Source organism: Streptomyces coryli (assembly GCF_011044975.1).
Lineage (GTDB): Bacteria > Actinomycetota > Actinomycetes > Streptomycetales > Streptomycetaceae > Streptomyces > Streptomyces coryli.
The window spans coordinates 53,820-71,250 of the sequence record NZ_JAAKZV010000010.1 but is presented as its reverse complement, the minus strand read 5'-3'; the positions used below and the strand labels follow the sequence as shown (position 1 = coordinate 71,250).

Below are 17,431 nucleotides of genomic sequence, written 5' to 3'. Positions count from 1 at the left end.
GCAGCGTCAGAGGTGTATAAGGGACAGGTAGCACGCTGCGCGTGCTACAACCAGTGATCGGCTTCGCCGATCACTGAACGCGCGTTTCACGCGCGTTGCCGGCCGCTGCGCGGCCGGAGTCGGTCCGTGGAACGGACCGACTCATAGGTACCTGTTGAGGAGGTGGTGACTACTGGTACATCCCGCCAACTGATGCACCCCTCGGTACCGCAAGGGGAAGGTGACGTTTGCGCAGGTCAGGTGATCTTTTCGGGAGATGCACGGTGAGGTGAGAGGGGCAACTCGAGGCACCGAAACCGCCACATGCTGCAGGGTTTATCCACAGGCCTGAAGGTGTGGCTGCAGCAGATGGCGGCTTCGGTGCCTACCTGGCTGTTTGAGGTTGGGGTGGCGGGTGCATGGTCTGGCGGTTTCGGTGGCTACCTGTGATGTCGTCTCGCCGGTGTGTAAGGGGTGACGCCTTTGTTTCGCTCCTTACAAGTGGAGTGCAGGGATGGCGGTTTGGGTGCAGACGCAAGAGGGCTGCAGGTGGGCACCGAAACCGCCAAACCATGCACCCACCACCCCAACCGAGCTCGAGCCGAACGCCACGGGGATCGCCTCGCCGAGGCTGCGGAGTCGCAGTGGCCGGCGCCAGCTCCTCCGCGTTCGCGCGTGAGATGGGGTTGGGAGAGAGCACCGGGGCGGGCGGCGGCCCGATCTCGACGTACGCGCTCGGGGCGGGCAGCCCGTACCAGTGAGCCAGGGAGGCGGTAGCGGCGCGCCGGTCGCGCTGCCCCACTTCGGTGGGCAGCACGCGGCCGGTGTGGTCTCGCACTTCGAAGTACGCGGCACCGACCCCGGCCGAATGCAGTTCAACGCTGCCGCCGATGCCGTTGAACCCGTCGAACGTGACTTCCGTGGTGAAGGAGTCCAGCGGCCCGACGCGTTGGGCCCGCGCGGTGAACTCGAGCTCGGCCGGGACCGGTACGGACACCACGATGCAGTGCGCGTTGCGCCGTACGACGGTAAGGCCCGCAGCCTCGACCGCGGCGCCGTACTCGGCGAGCGCCGCCTCCCACGCGTCCCGGGCCCGGCCGCGAGGGCGAGTGATGTGCGCTCCCTGCACCCGAGTGATCATGACGTGCCACATGTCCGGCCCGACGTACCATCCGTCCCCCTCGCAGAGCTCCCCGGAGGGCAGACCGGTGCGGGTGAGAATCTGCCTCACTGCGGCAAGGTCCCATCGTTCCCCCTCCGGGGCCGGCGACCACACCTTGGCGTCCGGGGTCGGGGCCGGTTCGACGGGGGCCGCGGGCCCGGTGGCTGCTGCCAAGGGCTCCCCGGACGCGTCCGGCGCTGCGGTCGGCGTTCCCGCCGGCGCCGGCGGAGTGCTCGACGGGCGCTCGTCCGTTCCCGTTTCGCCAAGTGCCGAGGATTGCGGGGAAGTGGGCGTCTCAACATCGGCCGTGTCGTCTGTGGCCGGCGCCTCGGCTGGTGAGTCGATCGCCTCGGCCGGGATTGCCTCACCGCCAGGGCGGCCCGCATCTGCTCGGCCGACATGCGCCCGTCGACACCGTCGTTATAGGCGGCCGTGTACGTGTGGACACCCATCCGGCCCGCCGCCTGGGCCGCGGCGCGGGTGACCACGCGGCACCCGTCGATCGCACCCACCGCGCCACCGTCGAACGCCGCGTGAATGTGCGGGATCGTCACCGACTTGGCATTAACCCGGGTGACCTCGTACCACGTACCCCGGTACCGGACGTAGTCGCCCTTCACGAAGTCGGCCCGGCCCCAGATCTTGAAGCCGTGCCGCTCGGCCTCCTTGATGGTCTCTGCCCAGTACGTCAGCTCTTCGTCCTTCTCGGCCAGACGGCGTGTCAGTTCCTCCCGGCGTGCCTCGGACGGCTCGCGTCGCCAGACGTCAGCCTTGCGGCCCTTGTCGTCGACGCCGTCCCGCTCCCGCAGGATGCTGCGCCGCTCCGCCTCGAGCTTTTCGATGCGGCGCAGCGTGCGCCCGGGGTTCTTCCGGTACCGCTCGTACGCCTCGGCCGCCTGCGCACGGCTCGCCCAGTAACCGGCCTTCTTGTCCTCGGTGATCGCGCGGCGCATGTGGCTGTCCATGCGTTCGATGTCGCGTCGGTGACGCCTTTCCGAGTGGTGGCCGACCTTGATCGGCTCGCCGGTCATGTGGTCGGCGATGCCGTGCGACGCCTGCCATGCGCCCTCTGAGCGCGCTGCGGCACGTCCGGCCCGCTCGCCGTACCGCTCTGAACGCGCCTCGGCCACATCCACGCGGGCGGCCTCCCGCTCGGCGAACGACATGGTTTCTTCGATCACGACGGCGCACGACAGGCCGAGTGCGCGCACGGCGTCCGCAGCGCGGTTGATCTTCCAGCGGTCGGCGCCCTTGTAGCGGCTGCCGCGGATGAAGATTCCCGGGGTGCGTCGGTAGGTCCATCCCAGCGGGCGCAGCGCTTCCCATACCCCGTCACCCTTGGAGGAGCCCTCAACAGTGGTGCCGTCCTCATGCGTGTGCAGAATGACGATGTCCGCCGCCTGGGCCTCCTCCTCCGCGTCCGCGACGTCCGCAGGCAGGGTGTGCGCGCGCAGCTCCGCCGGAGAGTGCCCCATGATCCCTGCGGCGCACTCGGCGCAGCGCGGAGCACGGCCGGGCAGGTCCCACAGCAGCACCCCAAATCCGCCGCAGGTGTTCGCCGCTGCGCACTCACCGCGCCCGGCAGGCGTCGCCTGGTCGACTGGCATAACCTCCGCGGCCGGTGCTTTCTCCGGCGCTGCCGGTGCGGAAACGCTGCTCCCCGTTGCGTTCGCCGCGGGCTCGGCCTCGGCCTCGTCGGCCTGGTCGTCATCGGCGTACCGGGTGGCATACGCGGGTTTTCCGGGTTCATCCACCCACGCGAGCACGCGGCGCAGCGTCGCGTACTCGCGCCACCGAATGCCCTTGACCTGGTCACCCCAGCGCGAGTGACCGTCAAGGCACGTCGTGCACTGAAGCCGGTAACCCGGGTGCAGCTCCCACACCTCCGCGGGCCGTTCTTCAAAGCACGTCGGGCAGCAACCCTCAGACCACGCGGGGCAGTGCTCTGCCGGTCCCGCCATGGCGGCCATGATGTCCACCCGGCCGCACAGCGAGCACTCCACCCCATGCACGGTGTCAGCCGTCCCGCAGCTGTGGCACGGCTTACCGGCCGGAGCCTCCGCGTCCGCGTCCGCGTCGCCCTGGTCGCCCTGGTCGACGTCGACCGGCGTGCCCTGGTCGGTCGTGGCAGGCTCCGGGGTGTCCACACCCGGGACGTAGCCGCCCTCTGCCTCCCATGCGTCGACCGGTTCGACCTCCGGCGTGACCACGTCGAACAGGCCATCGGCCGCACACTCCGGAGAGATCACGGAAACGTCCGCATTGCCGTTCTGCGTGGCGACGTAGGCGTAAGGGTGCGTCCGGCGCGACCCGTGCACGAACGGCACGCAAACAGCCTCGTCACGCCGCGCGCGCCGCCCGTCGACCGTCGCAACGATCACCGCGGAGCAATCGCCCCGGTCGCCGTTCCACGCACCAGAGCGCACCCGGTTCGCCCACACCTGGCCGGTGTAGCGCACCCCGGCCACCGTCCATACGAGCATGGTCCCCGGGGCGTAGTCGGTCGGCTCGAACGCACGGAACCGCGGAGCCTTCCCCGGCCACATCTTGACCTTGTTCGCCTTCCACCGCGCCGGAGCGTCGGCCCGCTTGTGCACCTCAGCGGCGAACTGCCGCGCGCGCTCCCCGAACGCTTCCACGGCATCCGGGTTCCCGTCGTCTGGCACCGTCCGCAGCGTGAACGCCAGCTGCCCATCTGTCGACTCGATTCGCATCCGGTCACCGGTACCGGTCACGTACGAACGGCCTTTGTCTCCCGCCCCGATGAACCGACGCGCGTTGTCCGGGGTCCCCTCCGGCGCAGTCTCCTGCGTCTGCGGAGTCGCGTTCTCTGCCGGCGTCGTGATCATCTGCATGGCGTGTGTCCCCTTTGTGAGCTGCCTTGGCGTGTGCCTCCACTCTAGCCAATTTGTAAGTCACTTACAAGGTGACTTACAGAATCGCCGTCTTTCGCTCGAACCTCTCAGCCGGCCGCGGATCTCATCGACCGCCCCACCGTCCGCGGCGAGGCGCCACCGCGGACGGTGGGGCGGCCCCGGGCACGGTGGCGGCAGCGCACGCCGTCCGCGCACGTGATCGAGAACCCGCTCGGACCGACTCGTCGACGCCGCACGCGTCGCGTTCGCCGACGCCGCCGGTGATCGCGTCAGCTCGGGGAGGGTCGCGCTCGGCCGGCCCGAGGCAGGGCTTCGCCCAGGCGGACGGCCGCGGGTCCCCGGATGCCCGGGGCCGTCGCTGCGAGGACCGGACGCCGATGGACGAGGCGAGGGCGCCGAGCTGCTGTGCTGGGCTAGATAAGGGAGAGAAGTCCTCTTCTCTATGGGAAGAGAAGAGGTGTCATTTCGCTGCCGGGTAGCCAGATCATTTCTGACCTGCGGTTTTGTGACCGGTAGCCGAAAGGGGGTTGGACCGGCGGTACAGGTCCCGGTGCGACGGTGCAGCGGACGGCGCAGCGGACCGTCGGATGGACGGTGTAGCGGACCGTGCAGCGGACCCCTCGTTCAGGTGCGGGTGAGTGGCTTCTTGCGCGGCATCAGCTCGGCGAGGAGTCGCTCCGTCGCGTCCTCCTTCTCACTGCGTACCTCCAGGAGGATGCGCTCCAGGCGCTCGGCGGCGCGGCGCAGGCCGGCGAAGTCGCCGGCGGCGGCGTAGAGGCGGAACTTGTCGCGGTGGAGGACCTCTGAAATGTCGTCGACCTTGAGGCCTTGGTCGACGGCCCAGATGCCGCCGCGATAGTCCTTGGCGTTCAAGCAGCGCTCGGCGAGGAGGTGCGCCGCGTCATGGATGGCCTGGGTCATCTCCATGGCCAGGTCTGCGGCCCAGGGCCATTCGAAGTCGGCGAAGGGCACGCCGCGGACCAGGGCGAGGGCGCGGCGCAGGGCGAGGTCAGCGTCGTCGCCGGTGGCGTTGACGCCGGCGCGGTAGAACTCCTGGAACTGGTGCCAGTCGCAGGCGACGTCCTCGGCGAGGGTGTAGCGGTCGTTGCTGTCGGCCACCAGGGGGAAGTAGGCGTGCCCGTCCGGAGCCTTACCCAGCCAGCGGCGCAGGCGTCCGACGGCAGGGCCTCGGGTCCCCTTCCCCGGGTTGGAGTTGGGCCAGATCGCCGCGTCCAGGGCCTCCATGGTCGACAGGGGGTGCAAGGCCAGAAACGCGGCGATCTTCAGCGACGTGTTGCGGTGAGACTCGGGTTTGCCGCGCGCGCCGACCAGGTCAACGGGCCCCAGCACATTGACCATTGGATTCTGCGGCGTCGAGGGTTCCGGGTCGGAGAACCACTTGGACGGCGGAAGCGGCGTCTCGGCCTGGGCCGGCTCGTCCACCGCTTCGGTGACGGGCTCGACGGGAGGCGGCGCCTCGTCGTCACCCGGGGCCTGTTCGGCGGCCGCGGGCCGGTCGTCGGGCTCGCCGAGAATGTCCGCGAGCGTCAGCGCTTCTCCGGCTTGCGGTTCGCCCTCCGGGGCGGGCGGCTGCGGTTGCTCGCCCCGGCTGGGCGCGGGAATGGCCGGGATAGCGGTGGCATTGCCAGGCGCCGCTGAGGACAGAGGACCCGAGGCGTTCACGCCGTCGTCGGGCTCGCCGGCGAGGGCGCTCTCGTGCTCGGCTACCCCGGTAGCCAAAGGTTCGGCTACCGGGGTAGCCAGAGGTTCAGCCGTACCGGTAGCCGAGGCGGCCGGCTTGGTCAGAGTGGGCGGCCGGCGGGTCCACTCGGGGGCGGGACGGTCGGCCGGCCGGTTGGCGGTGGCCAAGATGGTGAGGCTGTGCTCGTACGTCTCGTCGGGCAGGGTCTGCGGCTTGACCGGTAGCCCGAGGCTGGGCAGCAGCACCGTGCCGTCGCCGGCGGCCAGGTTCAAGGTGACGGCATCCGGAGGCAGCGGGGCGCCGGGGCCGGCAGTGTGAGCGAGGATCGCGCTGGCGGTGCGGGGGCCGGCGGTGAGGGTGTCGAAGAGCGCGACGCACTCGGCCTCGGGGTGGGCGTCGAGATCACGGACGACGACGATGTGCGGGTCGGAGATCTCGTCCGTGTCCGCGGTGCGCAGGGCCGGCAGGGAGTCGACGCCGAGGGAGGCCATCAGCCGGTGCTGGGCGTCGACATGGGCGCCGAGCTCGGCGGCGGCGTCGACGAGGCCGGCGCGGGTGACGCGCTTGGGAAGGGCCTGCTCCAGCCCGGGGGCGGTGTCGTCGATGGCGGTCAGGCGCGGGTGGTCGGCGAAGCGGCTGTTGGCCAGTTCGACGGTCAGCGCATGCAGCAGGGTGCGGCAGCGGTCTTCGTCGCCGGTGAGGTGCAGGACGCCGAGATGCTCGAGGTCGAGCATGACCAAGTTGTTGTCGAGGGTGTGCCCGAGGGTGACCAGGGTCGGGTACGGCAGGTCGGTCTCGCCGTACGCGTCCGGGGTGGCGAGCGCGGTGGTGGAGGTGGGGCAGGTCCACTGGGTGGTGTCACCGCCGGCGGCGGTGAACGGCGGCAACGGCGGCTGGGGATCGGCGAGGTGAAGCACCAGACGCTGCGGGCCGAGCACGAGGGCTTCCAGCCGCGGCAGCGGGCGGCCGGCGGCCGCGGCATGCATCGCCATGGTGCGCAGGGCCGCGGTGAGGAAGGCGATAGGCCCCCGTTCCTCGACGGTGCGCAGCCCGCGTTCAGTGGCGGCAGGTCGTCCTTCGGACAGCGGGATGCGAGCCTCCGGGGGGCGACTGCGCAGCTGCAGACGGCGCCGCAGCCGTACGGTGCCGAGCACGGAGGCGGCGAGGATCCCCGCCGCCCCCAGGGCGGCGAGCGCGACGGCCGCGGTATTCGAGTCGTCGTCGCCGGCCGAGTCGGTGACCGCCGAACGGGCGCCCTCGGGCTGCGGGGTGGCCGGTGCCGAACTCTCCGGCCTGGGGGTCTGGGAGGAGCCTGGCGCGGGTTGCTGCTCGGGCTTGCCGGCGTCCTGCTCCCCGGACGGAGTGGGAGCCTCGGTGTCCGAAGGCGCCGGCGGTTCCGCGTGCTCCGGCGGATTGGCGGGAGCGCTGTCGCGCCCGCTCGGCTCGTCGCCGTCGCTTTCGGGACCGGGGCGGCTGCGGTCGGGGCGATCGGTGTCCGTGCCGGCCTTGGCGCCGGGCAGGGTGAGGTGTTGACCGGGATAGATCAGGTCAGGATCGGTGATCTTCGGCAGGCCGTTCGGCTGCGCATGGTCCTTGTTGGCGTCGTACAGCCGCCGCCAGTCCTGCTTGCCGTACGCCTCCTCAGCGATGACTGACAGGTTGTCGCCGGGCTTCACCTGGTAGCTGCCGGCTGCCGGGGCATCGTCGGCGCCGTCGGCCGCGGGCTTGGAGTCGGGGTCCGGGGTGCTGCGGTCGGGGGTGTCGGTCTTCGGCTCTGCCGCGTCGGCGGGCTGGCGGTCGGGGAGCTTCAGAACGGTGCCGGCGGTGACGGTGCCGTCGGGGTGAATGAGATCGGGGTTGAGGTCGGAGATGGCTTTTGCCTTGTCGCGGTCGCCGAGCTCGGCGACCGCGATGTCGGCCACCTTCTGGGTCTTCGTGACTTCGTACACCGGGCCGCGGAAGTCGGCGTTGCCGCCGCTGGCGGGCTGGGGGACCTTGGCGTCGGCGGGCAGGCGGATCTCGGTGCCGACGGGGATCGCGTCGTGCGTGGGCAGATCCGGGTTGGCGTCGGCGATGTCCTTCCACCGCTCTCCGTCACCGAGGTACTTCTCCGCCAAGTCCACCCAGGTGTCCTCATCAGCCTTCACCCGGTGCGTCGGTGCGTCCGTGCTGCCGGCAGCAGGCGTGCTCTGGTCCGAGGTGGGGGTGCCCGGCACATGCACGGCCGCGGCCGCCGGCGGTGCTGCGGTAGCGGCGGCGGCGGCGGTCGGGGCGAGCAGGACGATGCTGCCGATGAGGAAGCTGGCGGCGGACTGCATCCCGGACAGGCCGCGGATCTTCGGGGCGGCGCGGTGGGCGAGGGCCGCGCCCGTCTCCAGCACCACGGCGGCGACGAACACGGCCCAACCGGCCCACCCGGCCAGGGTGATGACGGGGGCCAGCACGGTTGCATCCGCGGGCCCGGACAGAAACTCCCCGATGTTGTCCAGGGTGGGCACGGTCTGCGGCAGCTGCCCCACCTGCAGCAGCGCCCAGGGGGCGCCGAGCAGCAGCGCCGCGAGCAGCAGCAGGGCGGCGGTGGCGCGCAGCAGGGCGAGCGGCAGGGAGCCGGCGGCGGAATGGCGGGCCATGGTTCAGCCTCCTGCGGTGGTGTACAGGGTGGCGGTCGCTTCGCCGGTGACGGCCATGCTGGAGTAGCCGATCAGCGTCACGAACTTCGTCTGGTACGTGTCCTGCACCTTCACGGTGAGGGTCTTGCCGTCGTCGCTGACCGTCACATCGCCGGTCATGCCGGCCTCGTTCAGGTAGCGGCGGGCGGCGGCGCTGGCCGCGGCGGGATCGACGACGATCGCCGTACCGGGGACGGCCTTGCCGGCGTCGATCTGCTGCCCGGCAGTGCGGGCCGCCTCCTGGGCGACCATGTTCGCCTGGCTTCCAGCCCGCAGACGTCCACCGCCGTCGACCACCAGCCCGGCGATCATGAGGATGGCGATGCAAGAGGCGGCGAAGAACGGACTCAGACTCCCCCGGTCCCCCCACCGTTCGTTGCGGCGGTGCAGGTAGCGCAGCCATCCGGTGATCTGCTTCATGATCAGCCGTCACCTCGGGAGCGGAAGGCGTCCAGGGGACTCGTGAACGACGCCTTCATGTCCTTGGACCCCGGCAGGCCCGGCAACCCGATATCGGACAGCGGCGCGGTGCAGGTGATGTCCGCGGTGACGTTGCCCGGGGTGCCGAGCGGGGCGGCGAAACCGGAGGTGTCGAGGTCGATGGTCAGCCCCGCGCAGTGCACACCATCGCCGGTCAGGCTGGCCCGGGCGGCGGCGTTCGCTTCGCTCTGCGCGGTGCCGGCGTCACGCGCGAGGGAGGCGGCACGGGCGGCGGCGTGCGCGGCGGAGTCGACGGAGGAGCCGGCCATGGAAATCCGCCCGAACGCAATGATCAGCCCGACGAGGGCGAGCATCACCGGGGTGAGCACGGCGACCTCGACCGAGTAGCTGCCGCGATCGGCACGCATCCCGCGCAGCAGGCGACGGATGATCACGGGTTGGTCCACCTCTCGCGAGGCGCGGCCGCGTGCTGGGAGACGTCCAGCTCCACCCCGGGGATGAGGGAGGTGACGCTGCCGGTCACGTCGATGCGGACCTCGGCGGCGGTGCTGCCGGCGGTGGAGACGCCAGAGTTGCGGACGGAGTTGCCGAAGCGGGCGAGGAACTCGCGGCTGGTGGCCGCGCCCTGCGCCGGGCTGCTGGTCTTCGACCGGCCGGCCTCCACGCCCTGCTTGGCCGCGGTCAACGCCACCTGCCGGGCGTGGAAGTACAGCGCGGCCTGCACGCTGACGAGGATCAGCAGCAGCACGATCGGCGTCAGCGTCGCCAGCTCGACGGTGTACGCGCCCCGGTCGGTCCGGGCGTGTGCCCGCAGGCGCCGCAACCAGCTGCGCATCCCGCTCGCCTCCCTTCTCCGCTCGCCGTGGTGGGACCGTCATCGTCTCCGGGCACCGGATCAGCCGCCGTTGATGATGCCGATCTTCTCCGCCAGCTTGGTCTTCACCGCGGCGATCAGCAGACCGCCGGCGGTGAGCAGCGCCCCGGTGATCAAGGCGACTTCCGTCGTGGTGACGCCGTCGTCGCTGTTCTTGGCGCGGTAGTAGCGGTCCAGGACCATGGCGCGAGCCACATACCACTGGGTGGTCAGCATGAACATCTCCCCTGTTTGGTGTGACGGTTACGGAAGCAGGAAGTCGAGCGGCCCGAAGCTGATCAAGACGGCGATGGTGACGCCGGCCAGGACCAGCGCGACAGCGATGTTGGCAAAGTGCGAGGGCATCGTGAGTTCTCCTACGGGAGCCAGGCGTCGAGGTGACCGGTGAGGCCGAGCACGACGAGCACGGTGAAGCTGACGAAAAGGAGCGTCGCGATGACGAGGACTTCGGTGGTGGGCATCCGCTGCTCCTTTCTGGCTGTCGGGGGTGGGCGTCATGCGTCGAAGAGCTGCACGCCGAGCGGGAATCCCACAAAGATCACCATGAGGATGACCAGGCCAATCAGCGGGATGTACATGGATTCCGAGGCCGCGTTCGCCTCCGCCTTGGCATCGGCGAGCAGCGCCACGCGCAGCTGCTTGGCCTGGGCCTGCAGTGAGGCCCGGACGGTGCCGCCGGACTCCCCGGCTACCTCGATGGTGTCGGCGGGGCGGGCCAGCTCGGGAATGTCGAGTTCCTCGCCGAGGCGGCGCAGCGCCTCCCACGGGGTGATGCCGGCCAGCTGGGCCTGATCCAGCGCGATGCGCAGCCGCTCATAGGTCCAGCCGTCGCCGACCTCGGCGGTGTCCGCCAACGCCGCGCGGGGGCTGGCGTTGGCGGCCCGGGCCAGGTCGACGCGCTCGAGGTAGGAGGCGATTGCGTGCCGGAACTGCAGCCGGGCGGCCTGGGCTTCGGCCTTGGCGCGGCGGGTGGGGTGGATCCAGAACAGCGCGGCCAGGGCGAGCGCGCCGCCGACGGGGACGACGAACGGCAGTCGGACCCCGATCGCGGCGAGCACTGCGACGAACGCCGGGAACACGAACAGCCCGTACAGCGACCACAGCACCTTGATGCCCAGATGCTTGGCGCGGCTGATGCCCAGCAGCTTCAGATCGGACTCCGGCAGCTGTACGTACGGCTTCAGCGGGCCGAGCAGTTTGGCTCCCACCCGCTCGTCCAGGCCGTTCCCGGTCGCCTCTTCGGACGTGCCCAGGGCGGTGGAGGCGTCCATGCGGCGCAGGACGTCGGCGAGGTCGGGCCGGGCGGGCACCAGGTGCGCGGTGGCGTAGATCAGTCCGCCGCCGGCCACGGCGCCGCCGATCAGCGCGATGGTCGAGGTGCTCACACTGGACTCCTCTCAGCGGTGGCGGCGGTCGACGCGGCCGCGGCCGCGCCGGTCTTGGGCTTGGGGTTGAGCAGCCGCGGTTCGGGCTTGGCACGGGCGACTTGCCGCATGCGGGCGAGGAGGTAGACGAATCCGGCGGCGATGCAGGCGAGGAAGATCTGCCCGCCGAAGGTGCCGTACGGGGCCATGAAGACCTTGTTGAGCATGCACAGGCCGGCGAAGCCGAGGAAGAACAGGCTGACGGTGCGGGTGGAGCGGCGTACCGTCTCCCGGTCGGCGTCGACGTTGCGGGCGTCCTCGGCGGACTGGGCGATGGAGCGGGCCAGGGCCTCCAAAGCGTCCGAGAGACCGGAGCCGGAGGCCTTGGCGTGCGTCATGAACAGCAAGGTGATGTGGTCGACGACGCCGTCGTGCAGCTCCTCCGCGAAGTCCTCGAACGCCTCCTGCGGGGTGTCCATGCCGGCACGCAGCTTTGCCGCCAGCCGCTGAATCGGGCCGGCGATCGGCTCCGGGGCGCTCTTCGCGGACCGGGCGATGGTCTGCGTCAGCGTCAGGCCGGCGCTGTGGATGCCGGCCAGGTGATACAGCCACTGCGACAGCGCCTCGAGCTTCTCGATGCGCTGCTTGGAGTTCCCGCCCGGGTTGAGGACATACGGCAGCCCGAGCACCGCGCCGGCGGCGGCCAGGCCGTGCACCGGCCAGCCGGTGACCGCCCAGGTGGCCGCCGCGGCGGCCACCGCGGCCGCGGCCAGCCACCGGTAGTTGGCGCGCCATGCGGGCGGCATCTCCGCCCGCAGCCGCCGCCACCGCTCCTGAAGTACCGACGGCGGCTTGCCCGGATCCGGGGCGGTGCCGCGCAGCCCCTTGACCGCCAGCCAGATCCCGGCGACGGCCACCAGGACCGCGGCCGCGGCCGCGAAAGACAACTCCTGCAAGCTCACGCCGTGCCCCCTTCTCCGCCGTCTTGGCGGGTGCTGCCGCCGAGGCCGCGCACGATGTTGGTGATGTCACCCGTCGGCGGCGCCTCCGTCAGCTGCAGCGTGGCCTCGTCGTCGGTCACGGTGTACAGGCGCAGCGCGGCGACACCGCCGGGCCGGTGATGCAGATAGGCGATGTAGTCCAGGCCCTGGCTGAGCATCTGCGCCGCGGTCTGGGCGTACAGGCCCTGATTGGTGGCCAGTTCCAGCAGATGCTCGGCGATCTTCTCGGGCTCGGTGGCGGCTGGCGGCAGCGCGAGGGTGCCCAGCATGCCGACTGGTGCGGAGCAGGTCAGGCGCAGCAGCGACACCACGTCGGCCTGCCGCACCGGGGTGACGATGAAGAAGCCGGTGTTGTAGCGCAGCAGTTGCGGAGCGGCATCCACCAGCGGGCCGGACAGGTCGGCGACGCTGTCCAGCGGCGGTGTCCCGGTGCGGCCGCGGCTGACCGTCACCAGATTTTGCTCGGGCCCGATGTGCCGGCCGAGGGCGTAGAGCAGCGGCAGCGGGTCGGTGCCCGGCGCATGCGCGATCAGCAGCGTCCGGGAGCGTTCGACCGCCTCTCGCAGTCGCGATGTCGCGTCGGTGCCAGCGGTGCCGGTGGGCGTGTCGTAGGTGGTCACAGCGGCAGCACCAGGTTGAGCGGCTTGGACCAGTAGCTGTTGGAAAGCTGCAGCCAGTCGCGATCGAAGCGGCCCCGGCGCGTGAGGTCGTCCGCGAAACTCGGCTGGCTGTGGAACATCGCCCTCGGCTCGCCCATCTCCGCGAGCTTGGGCTGGAACAGCTTGGTGACGTCCGGGCGGCCGCCCTCGCCGGTGTCGACCACTTCGAAGATGTGGCTGACGAACCGGTGCTTCACGCCGCCTATCGCGGTCTCGTCGATCATCTCGATGTACACGACGAGGTCGACGCCGGCCGCGATCAGCCGGTACGCGGCCGCCTCGCTCAGGCCGGCCTCCGTGCACAGCTGCACCAGCCGGCCGATCACACCCTCCTTGATGTTGCCGGTGCGCCGCACGTGAATGGTGCACATCGACCCGGAGCCACCGGCCGCCATGGCCTGCAGCATCGGTTTGATCTCCACCGAGCGGACCTCACCGACGATGATCCGTGTGGCGTTCAACCGCAGCGCGGTCGGGAACATGTCGGCGATCGACACCTCACCGATCAGCCGGCCGGAATCGTCCCGCTCCCCGTTGGACTGCCGTGCCTCCATCGCCAGCGTGTAGGGCCCGTCCGCGCCCTCGTCGTCGAGATAGAGCTCGCGGTCGGACTCCAAGGTCACGATCCGCTCGGATGCCGGGATGCTGCGGCCGAGGGAGCGGACCAGGGAGGTCTTGCCGGCGCCCATCTCCCCGGCGACCAAGATGTTGCGGCCGGACTCGACTGAGGCGCGCAGAAAATGCATGATCGACTCGGAGAGCGTGCCGAGTCGGTGAAGGTCGGCCAGGGTGAGGTTGCGGATCCGGTGCCGGCGGATGGCGACGGCCGGTTGGGTGGTCAGGGTGGTGGCGGTCACCCGGGAGCCGTCCGGCAGCCGGAAGCCGACCGACGGGGTGGCCGGGGAGAGTTGCCGCTCGCCGTGCCCCGATTTCGCCGCCATGATGTTCACCCAGTCCTTCAAGGCCTGCTGGCTGGTGAACAGCTTCGGCATCTCGGCGCGGGGCTTGTCGTGGTACTCGACGACGACCTTGTCGCCGTCCAAGAGGATGTCCTCGACCGAGTCGTCGTCGAGGTAGGGCTGCAGCGGGCCGGCACGGAACATGCCGTTGAAGATCGCTGCCCGTACCGCTTCTTCCTCCTCGCGGGACAGCGGCCGGGCGGTTTCGGCGTAGCCGGCCGCCCAGTCCGCGACCAGCCGCCGCACGATCGCGCGGGCCTGCTGCTCGCGGTCGGCCTGCGACCACATCCGGTCCTTGGCCTGCTCCGACAGCAGCCGGGAGGCCTCCTGCTTGATGGACGCCAGTACGGAGGTGTCCAGCAGGCCCGGCAGGCCGGGCACCTCGGCCAGGTGCTCGAAGTCCTCCGGCCGCGATGCTGCCGTCCCGGGCGCCTGCGTGGGCGCGGGCGGCGCGGAGTACGCCGGGGCCGGCTGCTGGTACGGCGGGGCCGGCTGGCCGTTGTGGGTGATGCCGTCGGTGAGCATGGCCGTCAGCGGCGACGGCACCTGTTCCTCGTAGCCGTTGTGGTAGTACCCGTTGTTGCCGTTCTGGCCGGGGTGGCCGCCTCGGGGCGGCGGGGGCGAAGAGGCCATCAGCGGTCCTTGTTCTGGCGCAGGCGGGCGATGCGGTCGATGACGTCGGCGACCTGGGGATTGGCCGGCTGCACGGAGTATTCGCGGCGTGTCTGGCGCCGCCGCGCGTACGCGTCGATCTGGTCCGCGCTCGAGCGGGCCGCACGCATCAGCGGGGTGCGGGCCAGCCCGCGCGGCTGCTTCGCCCCCAGGCACAGGTAGTCGGCGGTGGGCACATCCCACGGCATGATCCCCAGCATCGGGGCCCGCAGGTGCTTTTCCACGGTGTGGCTGTTGTAGCGACCGCGCTCGACGAGCAGCAGGCCGAGCGCCTCGGCGTCCGAGCCGTGGCCCACCAGCTCCTTGCCGAGAATCTCCAGCGCATGCTTCGACAACGCGAGGGAGGCGTCGGAGGCGTCGGTGACGAGCAGCACCGCATCCGCCCGGTGCAGCAGCGGCGCGGGGAACGCGTGCGGGTGCAGGCCGCCGGCGTCGACGACCAGCCGCCCGCAATCGATGATGACGTCGTAGAAGGCGCGGCGGTCCATCAGCTCGAGCAGGTGCGCCAGCTGCGGCCAGGTTCCGGCCAGCGACGCGGCCTGCCGCGGATCGGTCAGCCCGGCGAGGAACTGCCGGTCCCCGCCGGTATCCAGCATCCGCAACTGCCGCTCGAACGCCACCGCCAGCGCCGCCGGCCCTTGACGGTCGGCGGTCGCCAGCTTGTGCAGGCCGACCGAGGCCTCCAGGTTCCCCTGCAGCAGCCCGCCCCGGATGGTGCCGCCCGCCGGGTCGCACTCGGCCAGCAGCGTCGGCCGCATCGAGGCCAGCGCCAGGGCGAGGGAGGAGCAGGTGACCGACCCGCTGTGAGCAGACACCAGCGCAACAACGGACATCGTTTAGCTCCTCGGCTCGCGGACCAGCGCGATCCGGTCGGCGGCGGCGCGGGCGGCCACGGTCGGCCCCTCGGTGGGACTAACCGCGACGTTGACCACCACGGCGCCGTTGGGATCCGGGTCGGACACCGACACCACCGTGCCGATGACCTTGCTGGGGGTTTTCTCCGCGACGTCCTCGCCCTCGGCCGGGGTGGTCACCAACGCGACCTGATCACCGGGTTCCAGCACGCCGGAGGGCATCTGCCCGCGCTTGGCCTGCACCCCGACCACCTGCTTGTCATCCCCGGCGGTCTTGGACGTCAGCTGCCCCTGGGTGAGCATGCTGCCCTTGACCAGACCGACCTTCGCGCTGCGGCCGACGACCTGGTCCTTCTCGCCGGCCTTGACCGGCTCCAGCGCCGGATCCGCCGACACTGAGACGACCTTCAGATCTCCGGACTCGATCTTCTGGCCCAGCGGCACATCCGCGGCCAGCACCAGGACCTGCTGCCGGTTGCCAGCGTTGTTGACGGCCGCCATCGCGACCAGGGCCCCGAGCGCGGCGAGCACCAGGCCGACCGCGACCAGCGCCCAGCGGCGCTGCCGGCGCACCGGCGAGCTGGTGGTGACCGGCACCGACGCCGGGCGCATCGGCGACGAGCCGTTACGTGGCGACGGCGGCGAGGCGGGCGACGGCGGCGCGGACATCGAATCCATAACTGGCTGCTCCTAGTTCAGAACCTGCATCTCGGCGATGGTGACCTGGGCCTGCGCCTGGCGCGTCTCGGTCAGTTCGCCGCTTTGCCCGCCGCCGGTCCACTCCACCGCCCAGGTGGAGGTGGCGGTGATGGTGTACTTGCCGCCGTCCTTCGTCGACGACGGCTGCGTGTAGCCGTCAGTGCCGCACTCGCCGCGGGCCTCATCCGGCACCCGCTTGCCGTACGCGGCCTTGTAGGCCTTGCCCGGGGTGCTGCAGGTGACCGAGCTGCCGTCGCCCATCGACCAGCGGATGTTCTTCACCTTCGCGGTGACCGTGACGGTGACGCCGCCGGCCGACGCGGAGGCGGTGTTCGGGCCCCAGGTGGTTTCCGACTTGGTCGTCCACACCCACACCGGCAGCCCGACCACGCCCTTGTTGCCCGGCTTCGGGGCCACGTGAATGTCTGCGGGCTTCAGCGTCATCTTGCCGAGCGCCTCTTGGGCAAGGACGGCCGGATCTACAGCCGCGCCGGGGCCGGGAGCCTCGGCCATCCAGCCAAGGGTTTGGGTCTGGCCGCCGGCGCCGAAACACGTCTCTTCCACGACGTAGCCGTCGCCGGGCTTGTGGCCGTCCCACGCGGGGTCACTCGCCGGGGGCTGCGGGTCGGCCTTCTTCAGATAGCAGCCGTGGCTGTAGTAGCCGAAGTCCTTGGAGTAGCAGGGGACCGGCTTGTCGCCCACCACGCACTTCTGCTTCTTGCCGCCGCCGGTGGACCCCTTCTGGCCTGCGGGCTTCTTGCCGCCGTCCTTGCCCGGGTCGGTGACGTTCCAGCACACGTCATCTTTGTTCTCGCACTGGCCACTGGGTGGGGCAATGCTCGGGTCGTCCTGGGCGTGCGCGCTGCCTGCCAGGATCAGGACCACCGCGGTCACGATGGCGGCGAGCGTCGATGTGGTGCGGGTCAGCATGGCCGCCCCCGGTCCGGTTCGTAGTCGGTCACCATCCAGTTGCCCTTGCCGACGGTCTCCACGGTGCCGGTGACGTGATAGCGGCGGTGCTGCTCATCGTTGGAGACGTCCTTGCCGGTCTTCTTCAGCACCGGCTTCCAGTTCGAGGTGTCGTAGCACTCATCGACCATGGCCTTCTGCGGGTCCGCCTCGAGGTCGACCGCGAGGACCTTGACGGTGCTCTTCGCCTCGCCCTTGTAGACCACCCCGGCCTGCTGCATCCGGAACAGCTCCTGCTTGATGTTGCCGAGGGCCTTGTCGTAGGTGTACTTCCGGAGATCGGTTCCGACGATGGTGGCCTTGAGGTAGGTCTTGCGCTGCTCCCGGCGCATTCCCTCGTAGACCTCCTGCACCTTGCGCTTGGCGGCGGCCTCTTTGGCGTCGACGGTGGCCGAGGGCTTCGGGGAGGCCTTCGGCTTGTCCGAGTCGGAGTTGTCTCCGCTGCTGCAGCCGGCCGCGAGTAGCAGGCCGGCACAGACGGCAGCCGCGGCGGCCCGGTGGGCCGCACGTCGGGTCATGGGGGGTGAAGTGATCATCCGTGCCTCCCGCTG

Annotated in this window: 14 protein-coding genes; all 14 read right to left on the bottom strand. The window is 70.7% G+C overall.

The features are described 5' to 3' along the window. Positions 1 to 1,206: 1,206 nt before the first annotated feature. Positions 1,207 to 3,996 carry a DUF3560 domain-containing protein gene (locus G5C51_RS42825; RefSeq protein WP_240929379.1) on the bottom strand — a complete coding sequence of 930 codons (2,790 nt, stop codon included), beginning with the start codon at positions 3,994 to 3,996 and terminating at the stop codon, positions 1,207 to 1,209. Between the two features lie 645 nt (positions 3,997 to 4,641). Beyond that, positions 4,642 to 8,349: a LysM peptidoglycan-binding domain-containing protein gene (locus G5C51_RS04720; protein WP_165232117.1), complete on the bottom strand. Its 3,708-nt coding sequence runs from the start codon at positions 8,347 to 8,349 to the stop codon at positions 4,642 to 4,644. Between the two features lie 3 nt (positions 8,350 to 8,352). Continuing rightward, positions 8,353 to 8,808 carry a pilus assembly protein TadG-related protein gene (locus G5C51_RS04715; RefSeq protein WP_165232114.1) on the bottom strand — a complete coding sequence of 152 codons (456 nt, stop codon included), beginning with the start codon at positions 8,806 to 8,808 and terminating at the stop codon, positions 8,353 to 8,355. A 2-nt stretch (positions 8,809 to 8,810) separates the two neighbouring features. Further along, the gene (locus G5C51_RS04710; RefSeq protein ID WP_338118012.1) at positions 8,811 to 9,263 is read right to left on the bottom strand and encodes a TadE/TadG family type IV pilus assembly protein; all 453 of its coding nucleotides are present in this window, start codon (positions 9,261 to 9,263) and stop codon (positions 8,811 to 8,813) included. Then, entirely contained in the window at positions 9,260 to 9,664 is a 405-nt protein-coding gene (locus tag G5C51_RS04705; protein WP_165232111.1) for a TadE/TadG family type IV pilus assembly protein, read from the bottom strand. Before G5C51_RS04705 ends, G5C51_RS04710 begins: the two co-directional genes overlap by 4 nt. A 60-nt stretch (positions 9,665 to 9,724) precedes the next feature. Then, positions 9,725 to 9,919, bottom strand: coding sequence for a hypothetical protein (locus G5C51_RS04700; RefSeq protein WP_165231910.1), 195 nt, complete (start codon positions 9,917 to 9,919; stop codon positions 9,725 to 9,727). Between the two features lie 278 nt (positions 9,920 to 10,197). Further along, complete coding sequence (locus tag G5C51_RS04695) at positions 10,198 to 11,088, bottom strand: type II secretion system F family protein (protein WP_165232108.1); 891 nt, start codon at positions 11,086 to 11,088, stop codon at positions 10,198 to 10,200. After that, positions 11,085 to 12,029: a type II secretion system F family protein gene (locus G5C51_RS04690; protein ID WP_165232105.1), complete on the bottom strand. Its 945-nt coding sequence runs from the start codon at positions 12,027 to 12,029 to the stop codon at positions 11,085 to 11,087. The genes G5C51_RS04695 and G5C51_RS04690 overlap by 4 nt, the downstream gene beginning before the upstream one ends. After that, positions 12,026 to 12,688 (bottom strand): hypothetical protein, encoded by a 663-nt coding sequence (locus G5C51_RS04685; protein ID WP_165232103.1) that lies wholly within the window; start codon positions 12,686 to 12,688, stop codon positions 12,026 to 12,028. Before G5C51_RS04685 ends, G5C51_RS04690 begins: the two co-directional genes overlap by 4 nt. Next, positions 12,685 to 14,319 (bottom strand): TadA family conjugal transfer-associated ATPase, encoded by a 1,635-nt coding sequence (locus G5C51_RS04680; protein WP_165232099.1) that lies wholly within the window; start codon positions 14,317 to 14,319, stop codon positions 12,685 to 12,687. The genes G5C51_RS04685 and G5C51_RS04680 overlap by 4 nt, the downstream gene beginning before the upstream one ends. Beyond that, positions 14,319 to 15,191, bottom strand: a complete 873-nt coding sequence (locus G5C51_RS04675; protein WP_165232097.1) for a CpsD/CapB family tyrosine-protein kinase — start codon at positions 15,189 to 15,191, stop codon at positions 14,319 to 14,321. Before G5C51_RS04675 ends, G5C51_RS04680 begins: the two co-directional genes overlap by 1 nt. Before the next feature lie 3 nt (positions 15,192 to 15,194). Next, entirely contained in the window at positions 15,195 to 15,890 is a 696-nt protein-coding gene (locus G5C51_RS04670; protein ID WP_240929378.1) for an SAF domain-containing protein, read from the bottom strand. Positions 15,891 to 15,902: 12 nt separating this feature from the next. Continuing rightward, the gene (locus G5C51_RS04665) at positions 15,903 to 16,841 is read right to left on the bottom strand and encodes an ATP/GTP-binding protein (protein WP_165232094.1); all 939 of its coding nucleotides are present in this window, start codon (positions 16,839 to 16,841) and stop codon (positions 15,903 to 15,905) included. Beyond that, positions 16,835 to 17,398: a hypothetical protein gene (locus tag G5C51_RS04660; RefSeq protein ID WP_240929377.1), complete on the bottom strand. Its 564-nt coding sequence runs from the start codon at positions 17,396 to 17,398 to the stop codon at positions 16,835 to 16,837. Before G5C51_RS04660 ends, G5C51_RS04665 begins: the two co-directional genes overlap by 7 nt. Between the last annotated feature and the right edge of the window lie 33 nt (positions 17,399 to 17,431).